The organism is Natrarchaeobaculum aegyptiacum, from assembly GCF_002156705.1.
Classification (GTDB): Archaea; Halobacteriota; Halobacteria; order Halobacteriales; family Natrialbaceae; genus Natrarchaeobaculum; species Natrarchaeobaculum aegyptiacum.
Genome location: NZ_CP019893.1, coordinates 3,030,422 through 3,055,935, shown reverse-complemented (window position 1 = coordinate 3,055,935; position 25,514 = coordinate 3,030,422). Strand labels below are relative to the sequence as shown.

Below are 25,514 nucleotides of genomic sequence, written 5' to 3'. Positions count from 1 at the left end.
CCGACGTCAGGCGTGGGCCGATCGACGGACCGTTCGCGACACCAGCCGCCACGACACCCGCCACACAGCGTTTCCACAGGTTCGAGGACCACGACGCTACCTTCGAGTGTCGCCCCGGTCTAGCTGTCGGCCGGTTCGGCGTCGTCCTCGGCGTTGCCCTCGAGTGAGCCGGCATCGGCGTCCTCCTCATCCTCGTCGATGGATGCTGTCGAGTCGCCGGTGTCCCCGTCGGGCGGCGCGGTGGTCGCAGACGAGGCGTCTTCGGGCGGCGTGTCCTCGGGCTCGGTCGCGTCCGTCTGCGTCGGCTCTGCCTGCTGGGGCTTCGGGCCGGTCGCTTCGCTCGCCTCGTTCGCAGATGGTGGCTCGCCGACCGGACCGTCCAGTTCGTCGGCCGGCTCGGTCGCTTCGTCTGCCGACGGCTCCGCCGACCGAACGACGTCGACGCCGTCTTCGGTCGTCCGTGGATCGGTCGCGACCTCGTCGTCAACGCCCACGGTTCCCTCTTCCCCCTCACCAGGGTCACCCACGTCGTCGACCCCGAACTGGTCGGTGGACTCTCGCTCGAGTGAGAGCGCCTCGGTATCGCCGGCGACGTCCGAGAGTCCCCGAAGGAGGAGTGTCGCGCCGACGGCCCCGTACGGGATCGCGCGCAGTCGTCGATTGGCGAGCGCTCGAATCGCCCAGACGCTGAACACACCGCCAGCGACGAGTGCGGCCGTGGAGACGTTGACTCCCGGAACGGCGCTACTCGAGTGACTGAGATCGGACGGGGCAACGGACTCGAGCGTGTCCAGTCGATCGTCGAGTTCGGTTACGGGGGCTGTGCGACGGTCGGTGCCGCCCTCGCGGCCAGAATCGTCCTGTGGTGACATAGACTCCTCACCGATTGTACCCCTCGTAGCCTGCGCTCACGGTTGAAGCTTCGACCAGCAGGCGAAACCCGGGCGAACGGCGTCCGGGTAGACCGCGTCGCGAGACGGAAACAGCGCCGAAGCGGACTCGCAGACTCCCTACCAGACGAGCCACTCGAGGGCGACGACGACCGCGGCGAGGAAGACGTGCTCGCCGTCGACGACGAAGCCGTAGAACAGTGGGCCGTGGTCCGGGTGCGCGAACGGAATGTAGGCGGCGACGTAGCCGTTCATGGCGAAGAGTACGAGGAACGTCGTCGGGACGACGCCAGCGGCGACGACCGCGAAGACACCACCCGCGACGAGGACGTTCGCGACCTGCGCGCCGATGCGCGTCCGACGCGGACCGAGGAGGATCGGAACGGTTGAGATGCCCTCGCGTCGGTCGCCCTCGACGTCCTTGATATCGAAGACGACGGCCGCGACGGTGATCATAGATCCAATGTAGCCCACGAGAACCAGGATCTCGGGTGTCAGGAGGATCTCGTAATAGTAGCCAACGCCGAGTGGGATACAGGCCCAGGCAGCCCCGACGAACAGGTTCTTGACCAGCAGGACCCGCTTGATCCCGACGACGGAGTAGAGCACTGCGGCCACGAGCGGGGCCAGGAGGTAGATCGCTCCCGGCTGGCCGAGTGCGACGGCGACCGCGACGACGAGGACGTAGATGCCGACGCCGGCGGCGAGCCAGCCGAGGCCGTACCGTCTGGTGAACGAGGCCCGGCCCGGCACGTTGCGCTCGTCTTCCGCGAGATCCGTGAACCGGTTGACGGTGTAGACGAACATCGTCGCCGCGAAGACGACCGCGAGCGGGAACGCCTCCAGCGGCCGATCCGTGAGGAGCATCGTCGTCACGGCGACGCCGGTGGTCGCCAGCGAGATGAAGACGTTGCTGTAAACGAGCGCGTAGCAGGCACGGAGTAGCGTCGCGGCGACCCGGCCGTGACGACGGGAATCCTCGTCGGCGTCTGTGGCGGCGTCGGTATCTGCGTCGGTGTCAGTCGAAGGCACGGTAGATCGCTCGAGGTCGCGCTGGCTGTGGTGAGGGTGGAGGTGGCGTGATCGACGGTATCGAACCCGTCGATTCGTCTGGAGGCGTCTGCAGCAGCCGGTCAGGTGATCGAGTCGGTGATCGACGACAGGCGGCTGCTGGTGGGGACATCCGAGTATCGACCATAGCGGAGCCGAAGACTTGGTCGTTGTGGACCGGAAGCCGAATCGGCTGATCTATCATCCGGTAGAGCAGGCGTGGACAACGATGATATAAAGTAGCGACGACCCGGACGAACAGTATGGGACGGATCGAGTTGACCAACAGTCAACGACGTATCTTGACAGTTCTCGTCAATCGATATCAGGCTGAGGACTCTCCGATACCGGCGAAAGAGATTTCGAGCGAAGTCGATCGCGAACCGCGAACGGTTCGAAACCAGATGTCGAGCCTCAAGGACCTCGGTCTCGTCGAAGGGATTCCAGGTCCCTCCGGCGGCTACCAGCCGACGTCCGCCGGGTTCGACATTCTCGACCGGGAGACCGTCGAAAACCCGGAGATGGCCGTTCTCGCACGCGAGTTCGATCGCGTCGACGCCATCGTCGACGAGATTAGCTTTCCGAACGTTCACAACCCGGACACCTGCCGCGCGCGGATTCGCTTCCAGCAGTCCATTCAGGAGTTCGACGAGGGCGACGCAATCGCCATCGGCGCGATGCCCAACTCCGAACTGTTACTCGCCGGCAAGATCGAAGCCATCGAGACGACTCGCAACCAGATCATCCTCGACGTCGCTCGGGTCGAAGCCTAACCTCGCGTAGTCTGGCTACACCTCACAGACCCCGCTTCCGGGCCCTCCGTCCGGTCTTCTCGTTCGAGGATTCATCCACAACCTCCGATACCACCACCGGCGCGTCCGAGCGGGGTCGCCGGCGATCGGATACTGGCGAGACTGGTGACCTGCCGTCGGTCGACGAATGTCGACCGATTGGCAGTCCTCGAGCAGGTAGCGAGTGGAAACTGGCAGGATTTAAGCAAGGCCGGAACGCCCGTTCGAATGGCTATGAAACTTCACGAATATCAGGCGAAGGGAGTCTTCGCCGATGCCGGTATTCCGACGCCGCCGTCGCAGCTGGCGGACGACGTCGATGGCGTCGTCGATGCGGCCGGGGAAATCGGCTATCCGGTCGCGATCAAAGCGCAGGTACAGGTCGGTGGCCGCGGGAAGGCCGGCGGGATCAAACTCGTCGAAGACGAAGACGAAGCTCGCGAGGCCGCAGACGACATTCTCGGGATGGACCTCAAGGGCTACCACGTCGACCGCGTGCTCGTCGAGGGTGCCGTCGACTTCGTCGACGAACTCTACGTCGGCATCACGATGGATCGTGGCGAGGGTAAACCCGTCGCGATGGTCTCGACGAAAGGTGGCGTCAACATCGAGGAGGTCGCAGAAGAAGACCCCGACGCCATCGCTCGCGAACACGTCGACCCCGCCTTCGGGATGCACCCCTACCAGGCACGCAAGGCCGTCTACGACGCTGGCGTCGACCCGACCGTCGCCCGCGACGTCTCGAACGTCCTCATGACCCTCTACGATCTCTGGGAGCAAAAAGACGGCTCCGACGCCGAAATCAACCCGCTGATGGTCACGGCCGACGACGAGGTCATCGCCGCAGACGCCGTGATGAACGTCGACGAGGACGCGCTGTTCCGCCAGCCAGAGCTGGCGGAGATGGAAGAAGAAGCCGCAAGCGGCGACGAACTCGAGCAGAAGGCTGACGAGTACGACTTCGACTACGTCCGCCTCGAGGGCAACACGGGGATCATCGGCAACGGTGCCGGGCTCGTGATGACTACGCTCGACCTCGTCGACCACTACGGCGGCGAACCCGCGAACTTCCTGGACGTCGGCGGTGGCGCGAAAGCCCAGCGCATCGCGAACGCACTGGACATGGTCTTCTCCGACGACAACGTCGACAGCGTCGTCTTCAACATCTTCGGCGGGATCACCCGCGGCGACGAGGTCGCGAAGGGGATCAACGAGGCGTTAGAGCAGTTCGACGAGATTCCCAAGCCGGTCGTCGTCCGACTCGCCGGCACCAACTGGGAAGAAGGGATGGAGATTCTGAACGAAGACCTCGTGACGGTCGAAGAGACCCTCGAGGATGCGGTCCAGCGTGCCGTCGAGTACGCTGAGGAGGTGGAAGCATGAGTGTTCTAGTCGACGACGACACGCGCGTCGTGGTACAGGGGATCACCGGCGGGGAAGGCAAGTTCCACGCCGAACAGATGATCGAGTACGGGACGAACGTCGTCGCCGGCGCGGTGCCCGGCAAGGGCGGTCAGGAAGCCGCTGGCGTTCCCGTCTACGACACGGTCCACGAGGCAGTCGAAGAAGAAAACGCCGACACGTCCGTCATCTTCGTCCCGCCGGCGTTCGCCGGTGACGCCATCTTCGAGGCGCTCGACGCCGACCTCGACCTCGCTGTCGCGATCACGGAAGGCATCCCGACCCAGGACATGGCCCGGGTCAACAAGCGCCTCTCCGAGACCGACACGCGACTCATCGGTCCGAACTGTCCCGGTCTGATCACTCCCGGCGAGGCCAAACTCGGCATCCTCCCCGGCAACATCTTCTCGGAAGGGAACGTCGGCCTCGTCTCTCGCTCCGGGACCCTGACCTACCAGGTCGTCGATAACCTCACCAACCGCGGCATCGGCCAGACCACCGCCATCGGTATCGGCGGTGACCCGATCATCGGCACGACGTTCATCGACGCCCTCGAGCTGTTCGAGAACGACCCCGACACCGACGCCATCGTCATGTGCGGTGAGATCGGTGGCGAGGACGAAGAACAGGCCGCGGCGTTCATCGACGAACACGTCGACACGCCAGTCGCCGGCTTCATCGCCGGCCGCACGGCCCCGCCGGGCAAGCGGATGGGCCACGCCGGTGCGATCGTCTCTGGCTCCGGCACCGGGACCGCAGAGAGCAAGATCAACGCGCTCAACGACGCGGGCGTCCCCGTCGGCGACACCCCCGAAGAGGTCGCCGACCACATCGAAGAGTTCCTCGGCTAGGCCCGGACTCACCGCGGAACTCGTCTCCGGGTGGAAGCCGACCCGAACTGATCGACCGAAGACAGCGCCGGACTCCATTTTCGCGAGCGTCGAGCCACAAACGATTCCTACCAATACCCGAATGCTCGGATATGTACGAGACCGTACTCGCGCCAACGGACGGTTCAGACCGGTCACTCGCTGCTCTCGAGCACGCCATCGACCTCGCAAACCGCTACGACGCGACGTTACACACCCAGTACGTCGTCGAGTCGTCGCCGGCGTTCGACGCCGAAATCGACGAGGAGACCGAACGTGACATCTACGGCTCGCTGATCGAAGCCGGCGAGCGCGCCGTCGAGGAGGTCGCCGCCGAGGCCAACTCTCAGGGGCTCGACGACGTCGAGACCGCCGTCGACCGGGGCGCCCCCCACGAAGAGATCCTCACGTACGTCGAGGACAACGACGTCGACATCGTCGTCATGGCCACTGCTGGCCGGACCGGGTCGTCTCGAGAGCTCATCGGCAGCGTCGCCGAGCGCGTCGTTCGATCGTCGCCCGTCCCGGTCGTGACGGTCAACGCTCAGGAATAGTTCGGTTCAGTTCGGCACCCACCCGAAACGGGCGCGTCGAACGGGAGAGCCAGAGCGAAGTCAGATTCATCCTGCGCCAAAGCACGGTGCTTTCCCCTCGCAATTCCGTAATGTGTGGGCGACAGTCGAGATCACACACGCCAGCTCACTCTCGCTCGTCGATCTCGAGGACCTTGCCGGCCGCGATGGTCTGACCCATGTCGCGGATGGCGAAGCTCCCGAGTTCGGGAATGTCGCTCGAGGGCTCGAGGCTGAGGGGTTTCTGTGGTCGGATCGTGACGACGGCGGCGTCGCCCGACTGGATGTAGTCGGGTTCGTCGTCGGCGACCTCGCCGGAGGAGGGATCGATCTTGCGGTCGATCGACTCGATGGTTCCGGCGACCTGTGCCGTGTGGGCGTGGAAGACCGGCGTGTAGCCGGCGGTAATCACACTGGGGTGTTGCATGACGACGATCTGGGCCTGGAAGGTGTCGACTACCGTCGGCGGGTCGTCTGCTGGACCGACGACGTCGCCGCGGCGGATGTCGTCTTTGCCGATGCCGCGGACGTTGAACCCCACGTTGTCGCCGGGGCCAGCCTCGGGCACTTCCTCGTGGTGCATCTCGATCGTCTTGACCTCGCCGCCCACGTCGCTGGGCTGGAAGGAAACGCTGTCGCCGGTGTTCATGACGCCGGTCTCGATGCGGCCGACCGGGACAGTCCCGATCCCCGAAATCGTGTAGACGTCCTGAATTGGAAGCCGAAGCGGCGCGTCCGTCGGTGGCTCCGGTTCCGGCAGGCCGTTCAGTGCCTCGAGCAGGACGTCGCCGTCGTACCAGCCGGTGTTGTCGGAAGCCTCCGAGACGTTGTCGCCTTCGAAGGCGGAGACAGGGATGAACGAGGCGTCCTCGGTGTTGAACTGGACCTGCCCGAGCAGTTGCGTGACCTCCTCGACGACCTCGTCGTAGGTCGACTCCTCGTACTCGACGACGTCCATCTTGTTGACCGCGACGATGAGTTCCTCGATCCCGAGCGTCCGGGCGAGGAAGACGTGTTCCTGTGTCTGGGGGGCGACGCCGTCGTCTGCGGCGACGACGAGGACGGCGTGGTCAGCCTGGCTCGCCCCGGTGATCATGTTCTTGACGAAGTCGCGGTGGCCGGGCGTGTCGACGATGGTGAAGTCGTAGTCGTCGGTCGAGAACTCCTGGTGGGCGATGTCGATGGTGACACCGCGTTCTCGCTCCTCGGCGAGGTTGTCCATGACGTAGGCGAACTCGAAGCCGCCCTTGCCCTTCTCTTCGGCTTCCTCGCGGTGCTGTTCGATGACGTGCTCGGGGATACTCCCCGTCTCGTAGAGGAGCCGTCCCACGAGCGTGCTCTTTCCGTGGTCGACGTGGCCGATGATGGCCAGGTTCTGGTGCGGCTGGTCTGCGCTCATGGGTGCTATTACATCACACGCTACGATGGTAGAGTGTAAAAACCACCGCGTATGATAGCCAGCGTGAACTACCGGTTTCTGGAAGACTGACACCCGATCGTCGGCTCTCTACGATTCGTCACCAGAACGTCGATTTCTTTCGAGCAAACCAGCTACCGAAACAGCGGCAACGATTTCATACTGATCGCCGATCCGTCTGGCGATCAGGTGTGCACTGATCTCCAGTGGCTACTGGTACCGTTCCAACCGTCGACTGATGAGTGAAACCGGTTACCCGCGCTCGGTTTCACTCACCACTTCAGGCGTGGACCGCCACTAGAGACCAGATCGAGTTGAAACCGGTGGCCCCCCATCGTGGTGCCCTCGAGAGTCCAGCCAGCAAGTTAAAACGGGTTGAGTTTCGAGAGCAGTCGACCGAGCAATCCCTTCGAAGACGAATCGTCGTCGGTGTCGGTCGCACTCGAGTCGTGCTCCTCGTCGGTGGAGTCGCCTGCCGATTCGTCGGCGTCATCCGCAGGCGCGTCGGTGATGACGACGTCCTCGTCGGCTTCGCCGATCGGCGCTTCCGAACCCGAGTCGTCCGTCTCGCTCGCGTCTTCAGAGTCCGAATCGTCTGTGTCTACTGTCTCGGAACCATCAGCTGCGTCGTCGACCGAGTCGACGCTCGAGTCGTGCTCCTCGTCGGCGTCGGCGGCCTGATCAGCGTCGGGCTCGAGATCGGACGGTTCCGTCGCATCCTCGAGGGCGCCGTCGGTCTCGTCCTCGAGATCAGCGGTGTCAGTGGCAGCCTCGAGGGCGCCGTCGGTCTCGGAGTCAGTGTTCCCGACGGCGGGTTCCTCGTCGTTGACGGCTGCTTCCTTGGCATCGGAGCTCTCGTTGGCCGCCTCGTCGGGCTGATCGAGTTCCTCGACGCCATCGGCCGCTGTCGACTCCTCGCTCTCACTGGGTTCGTCGCCGGTGTCGATCCACAGGAATTCCTCGCCTTTCGTCCGGTCTGTAAGCAGGAGATCGGCCAGTTCGTCCTCGTCGGCGCGGAGGTCCTCGTCGATGTCGGGTTCGGGGTCGGGTTCGTCCGCACTCGCGATGATGTCCTCCGGGCTCTCGTCTTCGAGGACGTCGTCGGCGTCGTCGGCGTGATCGGCTTTCAGCTGGCCGAACACCGACGCGGCTGTCTGGTCTTCGACGCCGGGCTCTTCGGCCGTGCTGTCTTGGGTCTCGGCTGCGTCGAGGTCCGACTCGTCGTCGTCCGTTTCCCCGTCGACTGGCGACCCCACTGCCTCGTCGTCGATGGGTCCGAACAGCTCCTCCGCACTCGAGCCGACGTCGACCCCGCCGTCGCTCACTTTTTCCTCGGTCGTGCTGTCGGTCATGGACTCGCTCTCTGATTCAATACATTATCACACGTAATGAACTTTTGGAATTTTTCGACGTGTTTCGTGATGGATTCGACACACGTCTGCTGGACCAGCCACGTCTCGGCAGACGACCGTCGGCGTTCGGCGGACGAGTGAGCGCGTTTTCCACCGTCGAGACGATGGAGGAGCCATCCGGAAACTGGAGAACCCACTGTTTCTCGTTGATACGTCTCGGGATCGAACTGGTAACGGACAGCCCCGTCCCGGCGCGCCATCCCGTCCTGTGGGCACGGACGAGGTGAGCACCCTTAAGAGCCGTCGGAAACAGGTCTCGCGTATGCAACCGCGCGACCTGTCCGACCACGTGGCCTACCAGGCGGGTCGGGGCATCGAGGAAGTCGCCCGCGAACTCGGTCGCGACCCCTCGGAGTTCGTCAAACTCGCCTCGAACGAGAACCCGCACGGACCCTCCCCGGCCGCCACGGAGGCGATCCGTGAGACCGCCTCGAGTGTCAGTTCGTACCCGAAAGCCGCCCACGCCGACCTGGTCGCCGCCATCGCCGACCGCTGGGACGTCGCCGACGAACAGGTCTGGCTCGCAAACGGCGGCGACGGTGCGATCGATTACCTCCACCGGGCGACCATAGAGCCCGGCGATTCGATCCTCGTTCCGACGCCCGGATTCGCCTACTACGGCATGAGCGCCCGGTTCCACCACGGCGACGTCGCCGAGTACGGACTCTCGAGAGCCGACGACTTCGCCCAGACGGCCGACGGCGTGCTCGAGCACTACGATGGCGAGCGGATCGTCTGGCTGACGACCCCTCACAACCCCACCGGTTCGACGATGGCTCTCGAGGAAATCGAGCGACTGGCCGCAGCGACCGACGAGGAGACGCTGATCGTCGTCGACGAGGCCTACGGCGAGTTCGCCGACCGGGAGAGTGCGCTCGCGTTGATCGAGGGTCGCGACGGTTACGACTCGCGAGACGACGTCGCGGTCCTGCGGACGTTCTCGAAGGCCTACGGCCTCGCGGGCCTTCGGCTCGGATACGCGGTCGTCCCAGGAGAGTGGGGCGAGGCCTACGCGCGCGTGAACACCCCCTTCGCAGCGAGCGAACTGGCCTGCCGTGCCGGCCTCGCGGCGATCGAGGACGGCGACCACGTCGAGCGAACCGTCGAGACCGCCCGCGAGAGTCGTGAGCGGATGCGCGAGTCGATCGACGCCCACGTCTGGCCGAGCGAAGGCAACTTCGTCCTCGTCGACGTCGGGGATGCCGGCGCGGTCGCCGAGGAGATGCAAGAACGCGGCGTCATCGTCCGGGACTGCTCGAGTTTCGGTCTCCCGGGCTGCATCCGGATCACCTGCGGGACGGACGCAGAGACCGGGCGAGCGATCGAGACCTGCAACGACGTGCTCGCTGCCCTCGAGCTGGACGCCGACTCGAGACGGGAGAGTGAAGCGGAGGTGCCCGACACGTGAGAGTCGCCGTCACCGGCACCCCGGGGACGGGCAAGACCACTGCGGCGGACCTGCTCGCGGATCGGCTCGCGCGCGAGGCCGACCTGCCGGCGCTCGAGGTGATCCACCTGAACGAGGTACTCGAGCGCGAGGGGCTGTACACCGAAGTCGACGCCGACCGGGAAAGCAAGGTCGCCGACCTCGAGGGACTCGCCGAGTGGCTCGACGGTCGTGAGGACGTCGTGATCGAGTCTCACCTCGCTCATCACTTCCCGGCCGATCGGATCGTCGTGCTCCGGTGTGCGCCCGAGCCACTCGAGACGCGATTGCGCGAACGCGGCGAGACCGACGCCAAAGCGCGAGAGAACGCAGAGAGCGAGGCGCTCGACGTGATCCTCGCGGAGGCCGTCGAGGAACACGGCCTCGAGTCGGTCTACGAGATCGACACGACCGATCGCGATCCCGAAGCGGTGGCCGACGCGCTCGAGGCGGTGGTCACGGGTGATCGTGAACCGAGCGCTGGAGAGGTCGACTTCGTGGGGTACCTGACGTGACGCTCGATCAGCTTCGACCGTATCTCTCGCGGTTTCTGGACCCGTTCGTCAGCGGCTTCGATCGGATCGGCCTGACGCCCAACGGCGTGAGCGTCCTCGCGTTCGTGATGGCCATCTTCGCCGCGACCGCGTTCACCCTCGGCGGCCGGGCCGACCCGGTCTGGTACGTCGTCGCCGCCGTGCTCGTCTTCCTCAACGGCTGGCTCGACGTGATCGACGGCGCACTCGCCCGCGAACAGGGCGTCGCCTCCGCGGGCGGTGACCTCCTCGATCACGTACTCGACCGGTACGCCGACATCGTCGTCATCTTCGGCATCGCCGCCGGCGTCGAGAACTACTTCCTCGGCTTCCTCGCCGTCACCGGCGTCGTCATGACCTCCTACCTCGGGACGCAGGCCCAGGCGGTCGGCCTCGAGCGCGTCTACGGTGGCCTCGTCGGCCGAGCAGACCGGCTGGCGATCATCGGCGTCGTCGGTGTGCTGGCGTACCCGATCTCCGGGACCTACGGCGGCCTGACCCTCGTGGGCTGGCTGCTCGTCTTCCTCGCGGTGGTCGGCCACGTGACCGCACTCCAGCGATTTGCCCACTCCTGGTCGGCCCTCGAGTGAGCCGTCGGTTTCGCCGGGTGGGCACTCGCCGGTTGGTTTATCACGCGCCACGACATAGCCTGCGTTATGGTTCAGTGCGAGATGTGTGGCGCCGAGACGTCGTCCCCGAAGACCATCAAAGTCGAAGGTGCGAAACTCGACGTGTGTTCGAACTGTACCGATTTCGGCACCGAGGTCAAACAGCCGACGGCCTCGAGTACGTCGACGAAATATTCGACCTCGAGTAGCGGTTCGTCGTCTGCCTCCAGCAGTTCGAGTTCGAGTTCCAGTGCGGGCGCTACCGGTAGCTCCACCACGGGCGGGTCGAGTGGCGGCCGCCGGGACATGTTCGACGACATGGACGAACTCGCAACCGACTACGACGAGCGGGTCCGCACTGCCCGCGAAGAGAAGGGCCTCAGCCAGTCCGACCTCGCGAACGAACTCAACGAGAAGGCGAGCCTGATCCGCAAGATCGAACGCGGCGATACCCTCCCGAGCGACCGCGTCCAGTCGAAACTCGAGCGCTTCCTCGACGTCGACCTCTCTGCGGAGGGGGCGAGCGCGGACGACGCCGAGTGGTCCGGTGGCTCCTCGACCGGCAGCTACACCCTCGGCGACGTCGTCAAGCGAAAGGACTGATCTCGTCCCGCGCCGTCCGGGATCCACACGCTCGAGCCTTCCACCGGTGAACAGCCGCCGTCTCCCTCGAGTCTCCTCGACCGCCAGCGACCGACTCGAGGGACCGACAGGGCGGCGAACGGACGGAGAATACAACACGCAAGCTATTTCTTCCGGGACGGACGCGTCTCTGGTATGTTCATCCTCGTCAACCTGAAGACCTATCCGTGCGACCCGGTGGCCGTCGCCGAGGCCGTCGCGGACGTAGACGAGACGACCGACGCCCGGCTGGCAGTCGCCCCGCAGGCCGCGGACATCGCCCGCGTTGCCGACACGGGCGTCGAGACGTGGGCCCAGCACGTCGATCCGATCGATCACGGCAGTAACACCGGGCACACGCTGGCCGAGACCGTCGCCGACGCCGGGGCGGTCGGGACGCTCGTGAATCACTCCGAGTGTCGGCAGAAACTCGCCGACGTGGACGGGGCCGTTCGGGCTGCAGAACGCGCCGGACTCGAGACGGTCGTCTGTGCGAACAACCCGTCACAGGTCGGTGCGGCAGCAGCACTCGGGCCGGACGCAGTCGCCGTCGAACCGCCGGAACTGATCGGGACGGGGACACCCGTCAGCAAGGCCGACCCGGAGGTCGTCGAAGGTGCCGTCGCTGCGGCCGGCTCCGTCGACGATGCCGTCTCCGTGCTCTGTGGTGCCGGAATTAGCACCGGTGAAGACGTCGCGGCGGCCGCAGAGCTCGGTGCAGAGGGCGTCCTCCTCGCCAGCGGCGTCGCGAAAGCCGACGACCCGGCCGCTGCACTCTCGGATCTGGTGGCCTCGCAGTAACGGTCACGCGCCGAACGATCTACCGGTGACAGACTCGTTTTGACGGTGAACGTCTCGCGTTCGGTACCGAGGGACGTATTTTCGCCCGTACACTACCCCTCGTCGCCTACCATCTCACTGCTCGAGGATTAGTTACATATATAGTGGTCGGTACGATTATGTTCGTAGAGCGCTGGAATGACAGGGGAGCGGATCTACGTCTCACACGAAACCGGTGATCTCGGGCTCGTTCAGGACCTCTTTTCGACTGTCAAGAACTTTCCGTTCGACGTCCACATCGCACTCGAGGAGGTCGAATCCCGGCAGTCCCGGTCCCGGCTTCAGGGCCGTCTCGCCAACAGTACCGTCGCGATCCCCGTGTTGACCGACCAGTCGGCCGACTCCCCCTGGGTCAATCAGGAGATCGGCTACGCACAGGCGAAGGGGATTCCCGTCCTCCCGCTGTACGACGAGGAGTCCCACCTGAACGGCTTCATCAGCGACGTCGAGGGCGTCTCGATCGACCGTCAGGACCTGACGGTGACGATCTTCAACCTGCTCAGCCGGCTCCGGAGCCTCCTCGAGCCGCTCGGTGCGCTCTCGGTTCCCAACTGGTACGTCCGGTTCCCCTGTACGGTCCCCGACTGTGGCACGCCGGTGATCCTCGAGATCGATCAGAGTCAGACGAAACTCTGGAAGCGCCACCGTAACGGAAACTTCCTCGCGACGACCTGTGAGTGCTGTCACTCGACGTACGTCTTCGACCCGGCGACGATCGGGTTCGTCAGGCGGCAGAATCCGACGGGTTGAACTGCCGACACCTGCTCGTCGACACACGAGTAGCAGTCTGCGAGACGTCGGTGGACGTGAGACGACGCGACAACAGTCCGTCCCCGACCCGACGACGGCCGATCGGACTCGAGTCCACTGGCCGCCGATGACCAGACCGATACAGGCCACTCGACACGTATCTAACGCAATCTGTCACTTCAATTTGTGCGGATGGCGTGGCACTAAACCACCGCTATAAGGTGGTATCGGTTATCTTCCGGGGTGCCACAACGACTATGTATCGAATTGCTGTACAATTAGTCACTGCTACGAATGGCTACTAACGTTCACCAAGGTGAGGGGCTCGCTCCAGACGACGAAACCGATCCGGCTGCCTTCTGGCGACACGCGTTCCTCTCTCTCGTCGAGACGTTTCCAGAACCCGCGTTCGCGGTCGACGAGTCAGGCCGCGTCGTGGTGTGGAACGACGACCTCGAGGAATTGATCGGGCTGAGCGAGCAGGACGCACTCGGGAAACCGGCGTACGAACTCTTCCAGACGGACGGTGAGAGTGAGACGCTCGTCGAAACGTGTCTCCGGCGAGACGAAGTGATCCGCGAAGAACAGATTCGAACGACGACGAACGTACACGGCGAGCCGATCTTCGCGAGAGCGATGGCCGTCCCGATCCGCGGTCCGGGGGGAACTGTCACCGGCGGAATCGAGGTGCTCGTCGACGTCACCGAACTCGTCGAACAGCGCCAGGCCATGGCGGAGCTACAGCGTCGGATGGCAGACGACGTCGGCGTCGCCGTCGACGAACTCGACCAGTCGACGACGACCGTCGCCGAAAACGCCGAGGCGATCAGCCAGCGGGCCGACACACAGACGTCGAACCTCGGTGAAGTGCTCTCGGAGATTTCCTCGTTCAGTGCGACGGTCGAAGAGATCGCCACGAGCGCCGAGGAGATCAGCTCCCAGAGTGAGCAAACCCGGAACTTCGCGACCCAGTCTCGAGACTCGGGCCACGAACTCATCGACGTCATGGGTGACGTTGCAACCGCTGGCGGTGCAGTCGCCGAGAACAGCCAGCAACTCCAGTCACACGTCGAGCGGATCGAGGAGATCGTCGACGTCATCAACGACATCGCCGACCAGACCAATCTGCTCGCGCTCAACGCCTCGATCGAAGCGGCGCGAGCCGGGCAAGAGGGCGAGGGGTTCTCCGTCGTCGCGAGCGAAGTCAAATCGCTGGCCGAACAGTCCCAGTCTGAGGTCGCAGAGATCGAGCGGCTCGTCGACCAGATCCGCGGGTTGACCGACGAGACTGTCGAAAGCGTCGGCGTGGCCAACGAACGCGTCCAGACGGCGACCGAGCGCACCGAATCCGTCGTCGAAGACCAGGAAGCGATCCTCTCGAGTATCGCAGACGTTGCGAACGGCATCGACGAGATCGCCCGTGCGACCGACGAACAGGCCTCGAGCGCCGAAGAGATCGCGAGCATGACAGACGACGTCGTCGACCAGAGCGACGCCATCGCAGCCGAGATCGGCGAGGTCGCCGCTGGAGCCGAAGAACAGGCTGCCACGGTCGCCGAGATCGAAGAGGCGATCGAGTCCCTCGAGTCCGACCTCGAGGCGCTCGTCGACGAGTAGGTCAGAGTCGAGGGACTCGCAGTCAGTCCGAGCGCCAGGAAAACTGGTCGGGATCGCTGGCTGCGAGTGCAGTGCGGACGGCCGCAACGTTTTCAGGGACGTCGTGGACGCGAACGACGTCTGCGCCCCGGTCGGCGGCGATCGCGGTCGCGGCGACCGTCGACTCGAGTCGGTCACCGGCTGGCTGGCCGACGTGGTCGTACATCGACTTCTGAGAGTGACCGACGAGGACGGGACAGCCGAGCGCGTTGAACTCGTCGATCCGCCCGAGGAGTTCGAAGCTCTCGGCGGCAGTCTTGCCGAAGCCAATCCCCGGATCGACGACGATCCGCTCGCGATCGAGACCGGCCTTCTCGGCGAGCAAGACCAGTTCGGCGAGTTCGTCGATCACGTCCTCGACGACGTCGTCGTAGTCGATTTCTCGACCGGGGACGACCGGCGCGTCGATGCTGTGCATCACGATCAGGCCGGCGTCGTGCTCGGCGGCGACGAACCGCATCGCCGGGTCCTCGAGCCCGGAGACGTCGTTGATGACGTCCGCGCCGGCCTCGAGAGCGGCCTCGGCGACGGCGGCTTTCCGGGTGTCGATCGAGATCGGGATACCGAGGTCGGCGATCCGGTCGATCACGGGGACGACGCGATCGATCTCCTCGTCGGTCGGAACGGGGTCGGCACCCGGTCGGGTCGACTCGCCACCGACGTCGATCACGTCGACGCCGGCCTCGACCATGGCCTGCGCGCGGGTGAGCGCGTCCTCGAGAGCGTCGTAGCGGCCACCGTCGTGGAAGCTGTCTGGCGTGACGTTCAGGATGCCCATGACAGCGGTGTGTTCGTCCCACGGGAACTGGGGGTTCTCGCCAGCGCCCGTCTCGGCGGGTACACCTTCCGAACCCGACTCGCCGCCCAGTTCGAGCGTCTCACGGAGTTCCCGGGCGATGGGCTCGAGGCCGCCGGAGCGGCCTGCAAGCGTCGTGGTCAGTCGGTCGAACTGGCCGAGCGTCCCCATGAGGACGGCGTCGACGCGCTCGTCGCCCTGCCGGTAGTCGGGAAGCGCACACTCACCGCCGACCCGCAGCAGTTCGGCCTCGAGGACGTCGGCCTGACGGGGACTGACCGTGACCTTCACGACGCGGTGGACGGCGTCACCACCAAGTCGGTGGACGTTCCCGTCGGCGACCGACGCGCCGGCGAGGGTCTCGCGAGCGTCCGCCAGGTTCCGGACGCGTTTCGGGACGTCGGCACGCGTCCAGCGGGACCGGGCCTCCGCGACGGCAAAGAGCGAGCCGGTGACGAGCACGCAGTCACCTTCGTCTGCGCGCTCGAGCGCGTGTTCGACGGCGTCGGAGACGGCGGCGACCGACTCGGTGTCGGGAACGCCGACGTCTGCGAAGACGGTCTCGAGGACGGCCCGATCTTCGGCCCGGTCGAGCGTCGGTTCGCAGGCGACGACCGAGTCGGGAGTGGGGAGCGCGTGGGCCATCTCGCGGTGGTCCTTGTCGTGCATCGCGCCGAAGACGACGTGGAGGTCGTCGTAGTCGCAACTCGAGAGCGTCCCGGCGAGGGTCTCGCAGGCCCCGGGGTTGTGGGCACCGTCGAGGACGACCAGCGGCCCGGTGTCCATCACCTCGAAGCGGCCGGGCCAGTGGGCGTTTCGAAGCCCGCGGGCGAGGTCGGCCTCGTCGACGTCGGCGAGTTGTCGGGCGAGGGCGGCGGCGATCGCCGCGTTCGTCGCCTGGTGTGCGCCGGGGAACGGAATCTTCGTCTCGACGCTCCAGTCGTCGGCCTCGATGCTGACGGCCGCCTCGGTGTGGTTGGTCAGGCCGCCGTAGGTGACCCGGACGTCCGCCGAAGCGTCGGCACCGGCAGCCGCGTCCTTGGCACTCCCATCGCCGACCGTCACGACGTCGCCTGCGACCTCACGGACTGCCTCGAGCGGGTCGCCGGAGACGGCGGTCACGAGCGACGCGTCGTCAGGGGCGACGTGGGCCTTGTCGCGGGCGATGGCCTCCTCGGTGTCGCCGATGATCCCGGTATGTTCGAGGGTGACGCTCGTGACCGCGCTCGCGACCGGCGACACGACGCTCGTGGCGTCGTACTTGCCGCCGATGCCGACCTCGAGGACGGCAACGTCGACGTCTTCACGGTCGAAATGCCACAGGGCCATCGCGGTCATCGCCTCGAAGAACGTCGGCGAGGAGCCGTCTGCGGCCGCGTCGGTGACGTAGTCACGAACGGCCTCGACGTACGCACAGACCGCTGTCCGCGGAATCTTGCGACCGTCGACGCGAATCCGTTCGCGGAGGTCTTCGAGGTGTGGCGAGGTGTACAGTCCCACGGAGAGCCCGGCTTCGCGGAGGGTCCGCTCGAGCATTCGGGCGGTCGATCCTTTTCCGTTCGAGCCGGCGATCTGGACGCAGTCGATGCCCTCGTGGGGATCCTCGAGGGAGGCGAGCAGTCGCGCCGTCGACTCCGTGCCCGGTTTCGGCCGGAACCGCCGCAGGCCGAACACGAAGTCCGCCGCCTCGTGATACTCCATACCCGATCCACAGAGTGCGCGCGCTTTAGGGTGTCGGAGTCGAGTCTCGTCTGAGAGCCGTCCACACGCTCGAGCGGCGGTTTCCGGTCGGTATCCGGCCACCCGAGTTGGGGAGACGAGGTCACTCCCCGAACCGGGATCTGACGATCGCCTCGAGCAGACCGACGGCGGCGAGCAGGATCGCGTAGGGGCCAAACAGGAAGATGTGGACCGGACTGTCGGTCGTGACGAACGCCTCGAAGACCAGCAGGTACGGCACGAGTGCGAGAAACAACAGCGTCGGGAGGATAAGCCGGCGCTCGAGCAGGCCGACCAGCGGCACGAGGGCCACCGCGAACGCGACCACGAAGACGGCTGTCGCCGCCAGCGGGGGCCTGATGCCGCTCTCGAGGACGAGCAGCGCCGTCGCGATTCCGATCAGCACGCCGCCGGCCGCAGCGATGCGAAGACGACCTGCCCGACTCGAGGGAATCGCAGGCAGGTCCCGAAGACGATTCTCGGCGATCCCGTACCGGCGGCGGACGGCGAACTCGAGGACTCCCGCGTACAGCAGGAGGCCGAGCCAGAGGTACCACCGGTTCGCGTAACTCCCGACGTGGGTCGGTCCCTCGACGATCACGTATCCGTCGAGTTCGCCCCACTCGGGAGCTGGCGTCCGCAGGTCGAGTGTCGTCGCTCCGATAAGCAACGTGAGAAACCCGATTCCCGGCGTGAGTAGCCGGGTCTGGACGGTGACGAACATCGGGATCGCACCGACCAGGAGCGTCGTGACCGCGAGCACTGCCGTCGCGGCTGGAGACTCGAGCGTCGGGTAGCCGTCTCGAGCGTAGAGCACGACGACGAGGAGGAGATTCAGGAGACCTGCGACGATACCGGTGAGGAGCGCTCGGCGGTCACCCCCGGAGACGACACGGGACGACGATCCGCTCATTGTGCTAACAGGATGTCTGTCGAACATAAACGTTGAGGTGACCGTGTCGAGGGTCGCACCTGCAGAACCGTCTACCTGCTCGGTGAGGAGCGATCGAGACGCGCGATCGACGCTGTCGGAACCTCACTCGATCGGGATCGTCGTCACGTCCCGGGTTGGTCGCCGTCGTGGCACCGTGACGCCCTCGAGATCGGCCACGTCGAGTGGTTCGTCGACCACGTCCGTATCGCCCGACCCGACGGGGACGCCCGAGTCGAGTCGATCCCGCGGTTCCTCGCCGACAGCCGTCTCTGACGCGGCGTCACTGCCACCGATCCCCTCGGCGCTGGTGGTGTCCCCGGTGCGGTCCAGCCGCTCGAGGCGCTCGAGGTGGTCACGAATGCCGTTGTGGTGGCCCGCGCCGATGACGGCGACGACGTCGACGCCCTCGTTCCTGAGCGCGTGGAGCCGTCGAGCCATCGATCGGTCGCGCCGGTCGACGAGTACCTCGGCTACCTCGGGGAGGAGCCGGCGCATCTGGTCGATCGCTGGCTGGACGTCGTCGCCGGACCGGACGTCCCGGAACGGCAGGCTCGTCATCTCGAGCGCGCGAGCCTGCTCTTCCGGCCCGAGTCGACTCGCCCGCATCAGGAGCTTCGGGATCGTATCGATTCCGACGCGGCGGGTGAGCGACGCGACGGTGTCCTCGAGTGGGTCGTCGATGAGCGCGACCTCGTGGCCCCGTTCGGCAGCCGTCTCGATCGCGACCTCCATGTCGGTCAGCTCCGGGTCGAGACCGAAGAGCCGGACGACCGTTCGCTGGATCGTCCGCAAGAGCCGGTAGGTCAGCGCCGTCGGCGGCGGCAGGTCACGCGCGAGGTCGAGTGCGCCACCGTCGATACTCCGCTCGATACGGTCGTACCGGCGGGCATCGAGTTCGACGGCGACGACGTCCGGATCGACCTCGCGGATCGTCCGCCGGACGCGGCGGCGGTGGACCGGCGAGAAGTGGACACTCGGAACGAACGTGATCGAGCCGCGCTCGTCGGCTGCATCGGAACCAGCCTCGGGATCGGAGTCAGAGCCAGACATACAGGGGAAACTTGGACGCCCGGTGGCTTGAAACGCGGGCTGTCTCTCACTGGGGTGAGAGCTCGACTCGAGTGTGACGATTCGGCAGCGAACCCGCGGTCGGCAGCGGAGTGGCAGAACGCAGCAGGAAAGGGAACGTCGGAAGCGTGGGACTGAACGGAAGTGATCAACGATGCGGGCCAGAGTATCGGTGAGTGGCAGTTACTGGACCGATCAGGCGTCCTTGGGCTGTCCCCAGTACTCGTCGCGCTGTGGGCGGTCCGTGATCGCCTGCACGTCGATCGGTTCGTCACGTGCGGCTCTCGCCTCGAGTGCGGCTTTCGCCGATGCCTCGGTCGAGAAGTAGGTGACTTCCTCTTCGACGGCGGCCTCGAGCAGTGTGCGGTCCCGGGAGACGATGACGTCGACGTCGCCGCTGCGGACGGCCTCGACGAGGTCGACTTCCTCACAGAGGTCGTAGTACTCGGTGAAGCCAGCGACGAGTTCTTCGCCGGCCTCGGTGTCGGGGTCGGGGAACTCGTCGGCCGAGAGGTCGACGATAGCCGTTCCGTTCTCGGGGACGGGCTTCCCGACGGCGTCTTGAGCTTTGTCGTAGGCCTTGCCGAACGTGTCGGCGGTGCCCATGACCTCACCGGTCGACTTCATCTCCGGGCCGAGACGCGGGTCCGACCCCGGCAGGCGGTCGAACGGCAGGACGACCTCCTTGATCGAGACCTGTTCGGGGACCTGTTCTTCGACGTCGAGTTCGGAGAGCGAGGTGCCGGTCATGACCTTCGCGGCGATCTTGGCGATCGGGACGCCCGTCGCCTTCGAGATGAACGGCACCGTGCGCGAGGAACGGGGGTTGGCCTCGAGGACGTAGACCTCGCTCTCTGCGTCCGGATCGTCGATGTTGGTGACCGCGAGCTGGACGTTCAGCAGGCCGACGGTGTCGAGTTCGCGGGCGATCTGTTCTGCCACCTCGCGAACACGACGGTTGACGTCCCGGCCGAGCGAACGCGGCGGGATCATACACGCGGAGTCGCCGGAGTGGACGCCGGCGCTCTCGACGTGTTCCATGATGCCGCCGATGAGGACGTCCTCGCCGTCGGCGACGGCGTCGACGTCGAGTTCGACCGCGCCCTCGAGGAAGTCGTCGACGAGGATCGGCTTGTCCGGGCTCACGCGAACGGCTTCCTCGATGTACTCCTCGAGTTCGGCGTCGTCGTAGACGACCTGCATCGCGCGGCCGCCGAGCACGTAGGAGGGACGCACGAGAACGGGGTAGCCGATCTCGTGAGCCAGTTCGAGTGCCTCTTCTTTCGACGTCGCCGTACCGCCTTCGGGCTGGGCGATGCCGAGGTCGTCCATGAGGGCGTTGAACCGGTCGCGGTCCTCGGCGAGGTCCATCGCCTCGACGCTCGTTCCCATGACCGCACAGTCGAGCTCACGGCGCTCGAGTTCGTCCTCGAGCGGTTCGCCGATGTTGACCGAGGTCTGGCCGCCGAACTGGACCATCACGCCGTCGGCGTCGATGGCCTCTGCAACGTCGGCGACCTCCTCGGCCGTGATCGGTTCGAAGAACAGGCCGTCGGAGGTGTCGTAGTCCGTCGAGACGGTCTCGGGGTTGTTGTTCACGACGTGGGCGTCGATGCCCATCTCACGCAGGGCCTGGACCGCGTGGACCGAACAGTAGTCGAACTCGACGCCCTGCCCGATGCGGATCGGGCCGCCGCCGACGACGATCACGCTCTCGACGTCGCGGTCGACCTCGAGTTCGCCCGCGGCAGCGTCGCCGACGAGCGGGCCGGACTCGAACTCGTCTTTGCGCGCGGAGTAGTAGTACGGCGTCTGGGCTTCGAACTCGCCAGCGCAGGTGTCGACCTGTTTGTAGGTGCGACCCGGAACCTCCTGTTCGACGGTGCCGACGTCGGCACCGGCGGTCGCGGCGATCGCGGCGTTCGTCCGGCCGACGATCGCTGCCTCGGTGAAGTCACCCTCCTGCGCGGCGCGAGTCGACTCGGCGATGCGCTTGTAGCGTTCGGTGTACCACTCGAAGATGCCCGTCAGGTCGACGACCTCCTCGACCGTGTAGCCGCGGTCGAACGCCTCGAACATCGCGTACGGGCGGTCGGGGGAGGGACGCTCGAGATAGCGCTCCTCGAGTTCCTCGTCACTTACCTCCTCCCAGTCGACGCTTGGATCGTACTCGCTCGAACGAAGGGCCTTCAGGAGGCTCTCCTCGAAGGTACGACCGATGGCCATCGCCTCACCCGTGGATTTCATCGCCGTGGTGAGTTCGAAGTCGACGTCGTCAAACTTGTCCTTGGGCCAGCGTGGTACCTTGGTGACGACGTAGTCGATCGCGGGTTCGAAGGCAGCGGTCGTCTCGCCGGTGATCTCGTTTTCGATCTCGTGGAGGCGCTTCCCGAGGGCGACCTTCGCGGTGACGCGAGCGATCGGGTAGCCGGTCGCCTTGGAGGCCAGCGCAGAGGAGCGCGAGACGCGCGGGTTGACCTCGACCACGCGGTACTCGCCACCGGGAGTTCCGTCGTCGCGCCAGGCGAACTGGATGTTACAGCCGCCCTGAATGCCGAGTTCGCGGATGACGTCGAGCGCCGCGGTGCGCATCTCCTGGTGACCCCTGTCGGGGACGATCTGGGACGGCGTGACGACCGTCGACTCCCCGGTGTGGATTCCCATCGGGTCGATGTTCTCCATGTTGCAGATGATGATACAGGAGTCGTCGGCGTCGCGCATGACCTCGTACTCGTACTCGACCCAGCCGGCGATGGACTCGGTGATGAGCACCTCACTGTTTCGCGAGAGACGAAGTCCCTTGCGGACGCGGGCGAGGAGTTCCTCGAAATCGTGGACGACGCCCGATCCGGACCCCCCGAGCGTGTACGTCGTGCGAGCGATGACCGGCAGGCCACCGACCGCCTCGACGGCGTCTTCGACGCGCTCCTCGAGGTCGGCTTCGGTCAGGTCGGCGACCGACTCACCCTCGTCGAGCGAGATGGTCGTCGACCGGGGAACTGGCTGGCCGATCTTCTGCATGCGCTGGCGGAAGAGGTCGCGGTCTTCCGTCGCGTAGATGGTGTCGAGCGGCGTCCCCATGATCTCGACGTCGTGTTTTTCGAGAACGCCTTCCTCGGCGAGCTCTGCCGTGACGTTCAGTCCGGTCTGGCCCCCGAGACCGGCGATGACGCCGTCTGGCTGTTCGTTCTCGATTATCTCGGCGATCGCCTCGGTCGTGATCGGTTCGATGTAGACCCGGTCTGCCATCTCCGGGTCCGTCATGATCGTCGCCGGGTTCGAGTTGACGAGGACGACTTCGGCCCCCTCCTCCTGCAATGCCCGGCAGGCCTGTGCCCCCGAGTAGTCGAACTCGGCTGCCTGCCCGATCTGGATCGGTCCGCTTCCGATCAGGAGGATCGTGCGTCCGTCTCCCGTGCCGGCTTCGCTCTGATCCGTACTCATTGGTCCTGTCCGTTCGAAGTTCGCACATCGTAATAAGCGCCACGAAACAATACGAATCTCGAAATCCGATTTCGAAATTCGAATCGGCGGCGAGCGACCGCCCTCCCGTAGTCGTCCCGACAGGCGTCTACAGAGCCGCGATCCTCGAACGCCGACAGCCCACTCCGTTTGGGACAGCTTTCGTATTCCCGGAGCGCCACCGACGAGTATGCAACGGATCTGCGTCGTCGGTGCCGGTGCCGCTGGAGCGGCCGCGACCCACGTCCTCTCGGAACGCACAGACGCCGCCGTCACCGTCCTCGAGAAGTCAGGCGGCGTCTGTGGCCGGGCGGCGACCCGCCGGCGCGATGAGACCGTCTACGACTACGGCGCGAATTACGTCACCGACGACGACCGCGTCGCGACGCTGCTGACCGAGTCGCTCGAGGCCGACGGGCTGGTCGAGATTGCCGAGCCGACCTGGACGCTCGACGCCGACGGCACCGTCTCGCCGGGCCGGAAACCGTCCGGACGGCGGTGGACGTACCGCCGCGGCCTGACCCAGATCGCCAAACGACTGTTCGAACGGGCGGGCGCGACGGTCCACCGGCGGACGCGCGTGGAACGGCTCGAGTTCGGAGGCGAACCCGGTGACTCCGGCAGATCGAACGACGGCAGGTGGCACCTCACGGACGCCGGCGGCGACCGATGGGGGCCCTTCGACGCCGTCCTCCTGACGCCGCCGGCCCCACAGACCGCCGCGCTCCTCCGGGCGACCGACTGGGACGCAGAGGCCCGCGATGGGCTGGTCGAGGCCGTCGGCTCTGTCCCCTACCGGCAGGTCTTCACCGGCGTCTTCCACTACCCGTTCGCGCTCGACGAGCCGTACTACGCGCTTATCAATCCCGAAAAGGACCACGAAATCGGCTGGATCGGTCGCGAGGAGTGCAAACCCGGCCACGTCCCGGAGGGAGAGTCACTGCTCGTCGTACAGGCGAACCACGAGTGGTCCGTGGCCCGCGAGGACGACGACCCGGAAGCCTCGCTGGCAGAGCTCGCGAGACTCACCGCCGAGGTCGTCGGCGACGACCGACTCACAGACCCTGACTGGACGGACCACCAGCACTGGCGCTACGCGCTTCCCGAAGCCAAACTCGGGAGCGCGCCGCTCGATCAGGCCGAGACAGCCGGCCTCTTCGTGGCGGGCGACTGGGTCGCCGGCGAGGGTCGCGTCGCGGCCGCGCTCCGGAACGGACTCGAGGTCGGCGAGCGGATGGCCGAACGCTCCGAGTGAGCGGCTGGTACGATCGAACCAGCCCCTTCGTCGTCAGTACCGTTGTTGGAACCCGTACACCTCCTCGAAGAACGCCTGGCGTCGGCGCTCTAAGAACACGAAGTGGGTTCCCCCCGCGAGTTCGACGTACCGTTTTCGATCCTCGATCGCGCCGACGCCATCGTAGAGGTTCAACGCCCCCTCACGACTGATCGTCTCGTCGCCCGAGGCACGGATCACGAGCGTCGGATCGTCGATGTGCTTCGGATGGTAGGTCGCCTGCTGGAGTACGAGCGGATTGGCGATCGTATCCGGCTCCGCGAGGCGCTGGTTCGAGGTCACGATCGGCTGCCAGACGCCATCCAGGACTTCCCGAGCGGTGAACTCGTCGCCGCCGAGCCAGTCGTCGACGGCCTCACCCTCAGGAATCTCGCCGGTCAACGCCGCGTCGAACTCCTCGCGCGTGTGTGGGAGGTAAAACGGGCCATCAGGCTCGGCACCAACCGGGAGCGTCTCGAAGGAGCCGCCGGCGAGCGTAACCGTCGCGTAGTCGGGGTCGCCGAGCGTGTAGACGGCCCGGCCGCGCCACGTTCCTCCCGAGAGACCAACGTAGTGGATGCGGTCGAAGTTCCGTTCCGCGCGGAGCCAGCGGGTCAACGCGAGGATGTCACGGGCTTCGCGTTCGAACGACAGCCCGGAAGTGTTCGCCTCCGGCGGTTCGTCGTACTCGGGCGGACGTTCCGAATCGCCGTAGCCGCGCATGTCGGGGGCGAAGGTAGCCTGTCCGCGCCCGGCGGCGAACGGCAGCCAACCGAAGTCCGGGGCCACGGGCGGGTCGAACATCGGTACCGCGCCGTAGGTCATTCCGTGGACGAAGATGACCGCCTCCTCGGGATCGTCGCTGGCCGTCCGCTCCCACACGCGGAGCCGGTAGCCGTCGTCCATCGTGAGGTCGTGGCCGGTCAGGTCCCCGTCGTCGGTCGTCTTCGGCGTCTCGCGTTTGCGTTCGTGGTGGTCGCTCGCGCCGGCCGTCGCAGCCGTTCCGAGAGCTGCCACACCGGCGGCCCCGGCGAGGAAGGTTCGCCGTGGTGTCGCCGGAAGGTCGCGATCGTCTGTCATGTATTCCAGCCAAATACACACCGAACTGGCGAATAACCGTAATTGATTGTTTCGAGAACGGGATTTCAGTACCTATGATACTCGAAATCGATGGAGTACGCGATAGAAATGACCGGACGCAATCGGCCGCACCACCTCGAGGGTCGCGCTCACTGTCTTCGGGGTCGCGGGCCGACTCGAACTCCGGTCGCGTCGCGGTGGGAGTCTCAGTCTACGTTTTCGCGTTTCCGCGGGGACGCTGGATCAAGGTCAAGCGATCGCTCTACGACGTACCACGTGGCCGACGCGGTCGAACCGTCCTTGGTTGCAATCACCAGCGCTACGTTCCCGCCGTGGACCCGTCCGC

General features: G+C 65.8%; 21 protein-coding genes. 12 read left to right on the top strand and 9 right to left on the bottom strand.

Going from position 1 to position 25,514, the window contains the following annotated elements:
• Window positions 1-119 precede the first annotated feature (119 nt).
• Window positions 120-872, bottom strand: coding sequence for an ICP22 family protein (locus B1756_RS14770; protein WP_086889235.1), 753 nt, complete (start codon window positions 870-872; stop codon window positions 120-122).
• 138 nt (window positions 873-1,010) lie between these two features.
• Window positions 1,011-1,757, bottom strand: a complete 747-nt coding sequence (locus tag B1756_RS14765; protein ID WP_086890210.1) for a UbiA family prenyltransferase — start codon at window positions 1,755-1,757, stop codon at window positions 1,011-1,013.
• Between the two features lie 446 nt (window positions 1,758-2,203).
• Between B1756_RS14765 and B1756_RS14760 the strand changes: the two genes are divergently transcribed.
• The 4 genes from B1756_RS14760 (at window position 2,204) to B1756_RS14745 (ending at window position 5,555) form a co-directional block, all read left to right on the top strand.
• On the top strand, window positions 2,204-2,713 hold the full coding sequence (locus B1756_RS14760; RefSeq protein ID WP_086889234.1) for an Rrf2 family transcriptional regulator: 510 nt from the start codon (window positions 2,204-2,206) through the stop codon (window positions 2,711-2,713).
• Window positions 2,714-2,965: 252 nt separating this feature from the next.
• Window positions 2,966-4,114: an ADP-forming succinate--CoA ligase subunit beta gene (gene sucC, locus B1756_RS14755; RefSeq protein ID WP_086889233.1), complete on the top strand. Its 1,149-nt coding sequence runs from the start codon at window positions 2,966-2,968 to the stop codon at window positions 4,112-4,114.
• A complete protein-coding gene (gene sucD, locus B1756_RS14750; protein WP_086889232.1) occupies window positions 4,111-4,983 on the top strand; it encodes a succinate--CoA ligase subunit alpha in 873 nt (290 codons plus the stop codon). The genes sucC and sucD overlap by 4 nt, the downstream gene beginning before the upstream one ends.
• Window positions 4,984-5,114: 131 nt before the next feature.
• Window positions 5,115-5,555 carry a universal stress protein gene (locus tag B1756_RS14745; RefSeq protein WP_086889231.1) on the top strand — a complete coding sequence of 147 codons (441 nt, stop codon included), beginning with the start codon at window positions 5,115-5,117 and terminating at the stop codon, window positions 5,553-5,555.
• A 145-nt stretch (window positions 5,556-5,700) separates the two neighbouring features.
• Here the strand turns inward: B1756_RS14745 and tuf are convergent, their stop codons facing one another.
• Together tuf and B1756_RS14735 are read right to left on the bottom strand one after the other, a co-directional pair.
• Complete coding sequence (gene tuf, locus B1756_RS14740) at window positions 5,701-6,972, bottom strand: translation elongation factor EF-1 subunit alpha (protein ID WP_086889230.1); 1,272 nt, start codon at window positions 6,970-6,972, stop codon at window positions 5,701-5,703.
• A gap of 383 nt (window positions 6,973-7,355) precedes the next feature.
• Window positions 7,356-8,342 (bottom strand): midas domain-containing protein, encoded by a 987-nt coding sequence (locus B1756_RS14735; protein WP_086889229.1) that lies wholly within the window; start codon window positions 8,340-8,342, stop codon window positions 7,356-7,358.
• 322 nt (window positions 8,343-8,664) lie between these two features.
• Here B1756_RS14735 and hisC point away from each other — a divergent pair, with 322 nt between their 5' ends.
• The 7 genes from hisC to B1756_RS20150 all read left to right on the top strand — a co-directional run bounded on the left by hisC (window position 8,665) and on the right by B1756_RS20150 (window position 14,797).
• Entirely contained in the window at window positions 8,665-9,810 is a 1,146-nt protein-coding gene (gene hisC, locus B1756_RS14730; RefSeq protein WP_086889228.1) for a histidinol-phosphate transaminase, read from the top strand.
• On the top strand, window positions 9,807-10,343 hold the full coding sequence (locus B1756_RS14725; protein ID WP_086889227.1) for an adenylate kinase family protein: 537 nt from the start codon (window positions 9,807-9,809) through the stop codon (window positions 10,341-10,343). The genes hisC and B1756_RS14725 overlap by 4 nt, the downstream gene beginning before the upstream one ends.
• On the top strand, window positions 10,340-10,951 hold the full coding sequence (locus B1756_RS14720; protein WP_086889226.1) for a CDP-alcohol phosphatidyltransferase family protein: 612 nt from the start codon (window positions 10,340-10,342) through the stop codon (window positions 10,949-10,951). Before B1756_RS14725 ends, B1756_RS14720 begins: the two co-directional genes overlap by 4 nt.
• 66 nt (window positions 10,952-11,017) lie before the next feature.
• Window positions 11,018-11,572 (top strand): multiprotein bridging factor aMBF1, encoded by a 555-nt coding sequence (locus B1756_RS14715; RefSeq protein WP_086889225.1) that lies wholly within the window; start codon window positions 11,018-11,020, stop codon window positions 11,570-11,572.
• A 174-nt stretch (window positions 11,573-11,746) separates the two neighbouring features.
• Window positions 11,747-12,391, top strand: coding sequence for a triose-phosphate isomerase (tpiA, locus tag B1756_RS14710; protein ID WP_086889224.1), 645 nt, complete (start codon window positions 11,747-11,749; stop codon window positions 12,389-12,391).
• 177 nt (window positions 12,392-12,568) lie between these two features.
• A complete protein-coding gene (locus B1756_RS14705) occupies window positions 12,569-13,180 on the top strand; it encodes a toll/interleukin-1 receptor domain-containing protein (RefSeq protein ID WP_086889223.1) in 612 nt (203 codons plus the stop codon).
• 294 nt (window positions 13,181-13,474) lie between these two features.
• Window positions 13,475-14,797 (top strand): methyl-accepting chemotaxis protein, encoded by a 1,323-nt coding sequence (locus B1756_RS20150; protein ID WP_086889222.1) that lies wholly within the window; start codon window positions 13,475-13,477, stop codon window positions 14,795-14,797.
• A 22-nt stretch (window positions 14,798-14,819) separates the two neighbouring features.
• On the opposite strand, the gene folP is transcribed toward B1756_RS20150, so the two are convergent.
• The 4 genes from folP to carB form a co-directional block, all read right to left on the bottom strand.
• Window positions 14,820-17,333 (bottom strand): dihydropteroate synthase, encoded by a 2,514-nt coding sequence (gene folP / locus B1756_RS14695; RefSeq protein ID WP_086889221.1) that lies wholly within the window; start codon window positions 17,331-17,333, stop codon window positions 14,820-14,822.
• Between the two features lie 121 nt (window positions 17,334-17,454).
• A complete protein-coding gene (locus B1756_RS14690) occupies window positions 17,455-18,264 on the bottom strand; it encodes a hypothetical protein (RefSeq protein WP_086889220.1) in 810 nt (269 codons plus the stop codon).
• Between the two features lie 123 nt (window positions 18,265-18,387).
• Window positions 18,388-19,335, bottom strand: a complete 948-nt coding sequence (locus B1756_RS14685) for a TraB domain-containing protein (protein WP_086889219.1) — start codon at window positions 19,333-19,335, stop codon at window positions 18,388-18,390.
• Between the two features lie 213 nt (window positions 19,336-19,548).
• Entirely contained in the window at window positions 19,549-22,797 is a 3,249-nt protein-coding gene (gene carB / locus B1756_RS14680) for a carbamoyl-phosphate synthase large subunit (protein WP_086889218.1), read from the bottom strand.
• 208 nt (window positions 22,798-23,005) lie between these two features.
• Here carB and B1756_RS14675 point away from each other — a divergent pair, with 208 nt between their 5' ends.
• The gene (locus B1756_RS14675) at window positions 23,006-24,070 is read left to right on the top strand and encodes an NAD(P)/FAD-dependent oxidoreductase (protein WP_086889217.1); all 1,065 of its coding nucleotides are present in this window, start codon (window positions 23,006-23,008) and stop codon (window positions 24,068-24,070) included.
• A gap of 33 nt (window positions 24,071-24,103) precedes the next feature.
• Here the strand turns inward: B1756_RS14675 and B1756_RS14670 are convergent, their stop codons facing one another.
• Window positions 24,104-25,168 (bottom strand): alpha/beta hydrolase, encoded by a 1,065-nt coding sequence (locus B1756_RS14670; RefSeq protein ID WP_086889216.1) that lies wholly within the window; start codon window positions 25,166-25,168, stop codon window positions 24,104-24,106.
• Between the last annotated feature and the right edge of the window lie 346 nt (window positions 25,169-25,514).

Bases quoted from the DNA above. Each gene is read 5' to 3' on its own strand.
- B1756_RS14770 (WP_086889235.1), bottom strand. From the start codon at position 872: ATGTCACCACAGGACGATTCTGGCCGCGAGGGCGGCACCGACCGTCGC.
- B1756_RS14765 (WP_086890210.1), bottom strand. From the start codon at position 1,757: ATGCTCCTCACGGATCGGCCGCTGGAGGCGTTCCCGCTCGCGGTCGTC.
- B1756_RS14760 (WP_086889234.1), top strand. From the start codon at position 2,204: ATGGGACGGATCGAGTTGACCAACAGTCAACGACGTATCTTGACAGTT.
- sucC (WP_086889233.1), top strand. From the start codon at position 2,966: ATGAAACTTCACGAATATCAGGCGAAGGGAGTCTTCGCCGATGCCGGT.
- sucD (WP_086889232.1), top strand. From the start codon at position 4,111: ATGAGTGTTCTAGTCGACGACGACACGCGCGTCGTGGTACAGGGGATC.
- B1756_RS14745 (WP_086889231.1), top strand. From the start codon at position 5,115: ATGTACGAGACCGTACTCGCGCCAACGGACGGTTCAGACCGGTCACTC.
- tuf (WP_086889230.1), bottom strand. From the start codon at position 6,972: ATGAGCGCAGACCAGCCGCACCAGAACCTGGCCATCATCGGCCACGTC.
- B1756_RS14735 (WP_086889229.1), bottom strand. From the start codon at position 8,342: ATGACCGACAGCACGACCGAGGAAAAAGTGAGCGACGGCGGGGTCGAC.
- hisC (WP_086889228.1), top strand. From the start codon at position 8,665: ATGCAACCGCGCGACCTGTCCGACCACGTGGCCTACCAGGCGGGTCGG.
- B1756_RS14715 (WP_086889225.1), top strand. From the start codon at position 11,018: ATGGTTCAGTGCGAGATGTGTGGCGCCGAGACGTCGTCCCCGAAGACC.
- tpiA (WP_086889224.1), top strand. From the start codon at position 11,747: ATGTTCATCCTCGTCAACCTGAAGACCTATCCGTGCGACCCGGTGGCC.
- B1756_RS14705 (WP_086889223.1), top strand. From the start codon at position 12,569: ATGACAGGGGAGCGGATCTACGTCTCACACGAAACCGGTGATCTCGGG.
- B1756_RS20150 (WP_086889222.1), top strand. From the start codon at position 13,475: ATGGCTACTAACGTTCACCAAGGTGAGGGGCTCGCTCCAGACGACGAA.
- folP (WP_086889221.1), bottom strand. From the start codon at position 17,333: ATGGAGTATCACGAGGCGGCGGACTTCGTGTTCGGCCTGCGGCGGTTC.
- B1756_RS14690 (WP_086889220.1), bottom strand. From the start codon at position 18,264: ATGAGCGGATCGTCGTCCCGTGTCGTCTCCGGGGGTGACCGCCGAGCG.
- B1756_RS14685 (WP_086889219.1), bottom strand. From the start codon at position 19,335: ATGTCTGGCTCTGACTCCGATCCCGAGGCTGGTTCCGATGCAGCCGAC.
- carB (WP_086889218.1), bottom strand. From the start codon at position 22,797: ATGAGTACGGATCAGAGCGAAGCCGGCACGGGAGACGGACGCACGATC.
- B1756_RS14675 (WP_086889217.1), top strand. From the start codon at position 23,006: ATGCAACGGATCTGCGTCGTCGGTGCCGGTGCCGCTGGAGCGGCCGCG.
- B1756_RS14670 (WP_086889216.1), bottom strand. From the start codon at position 25,168: ATGACAGACGATCGCGACCTTCCGGCGACACCACGGCGAACCTTCCTC.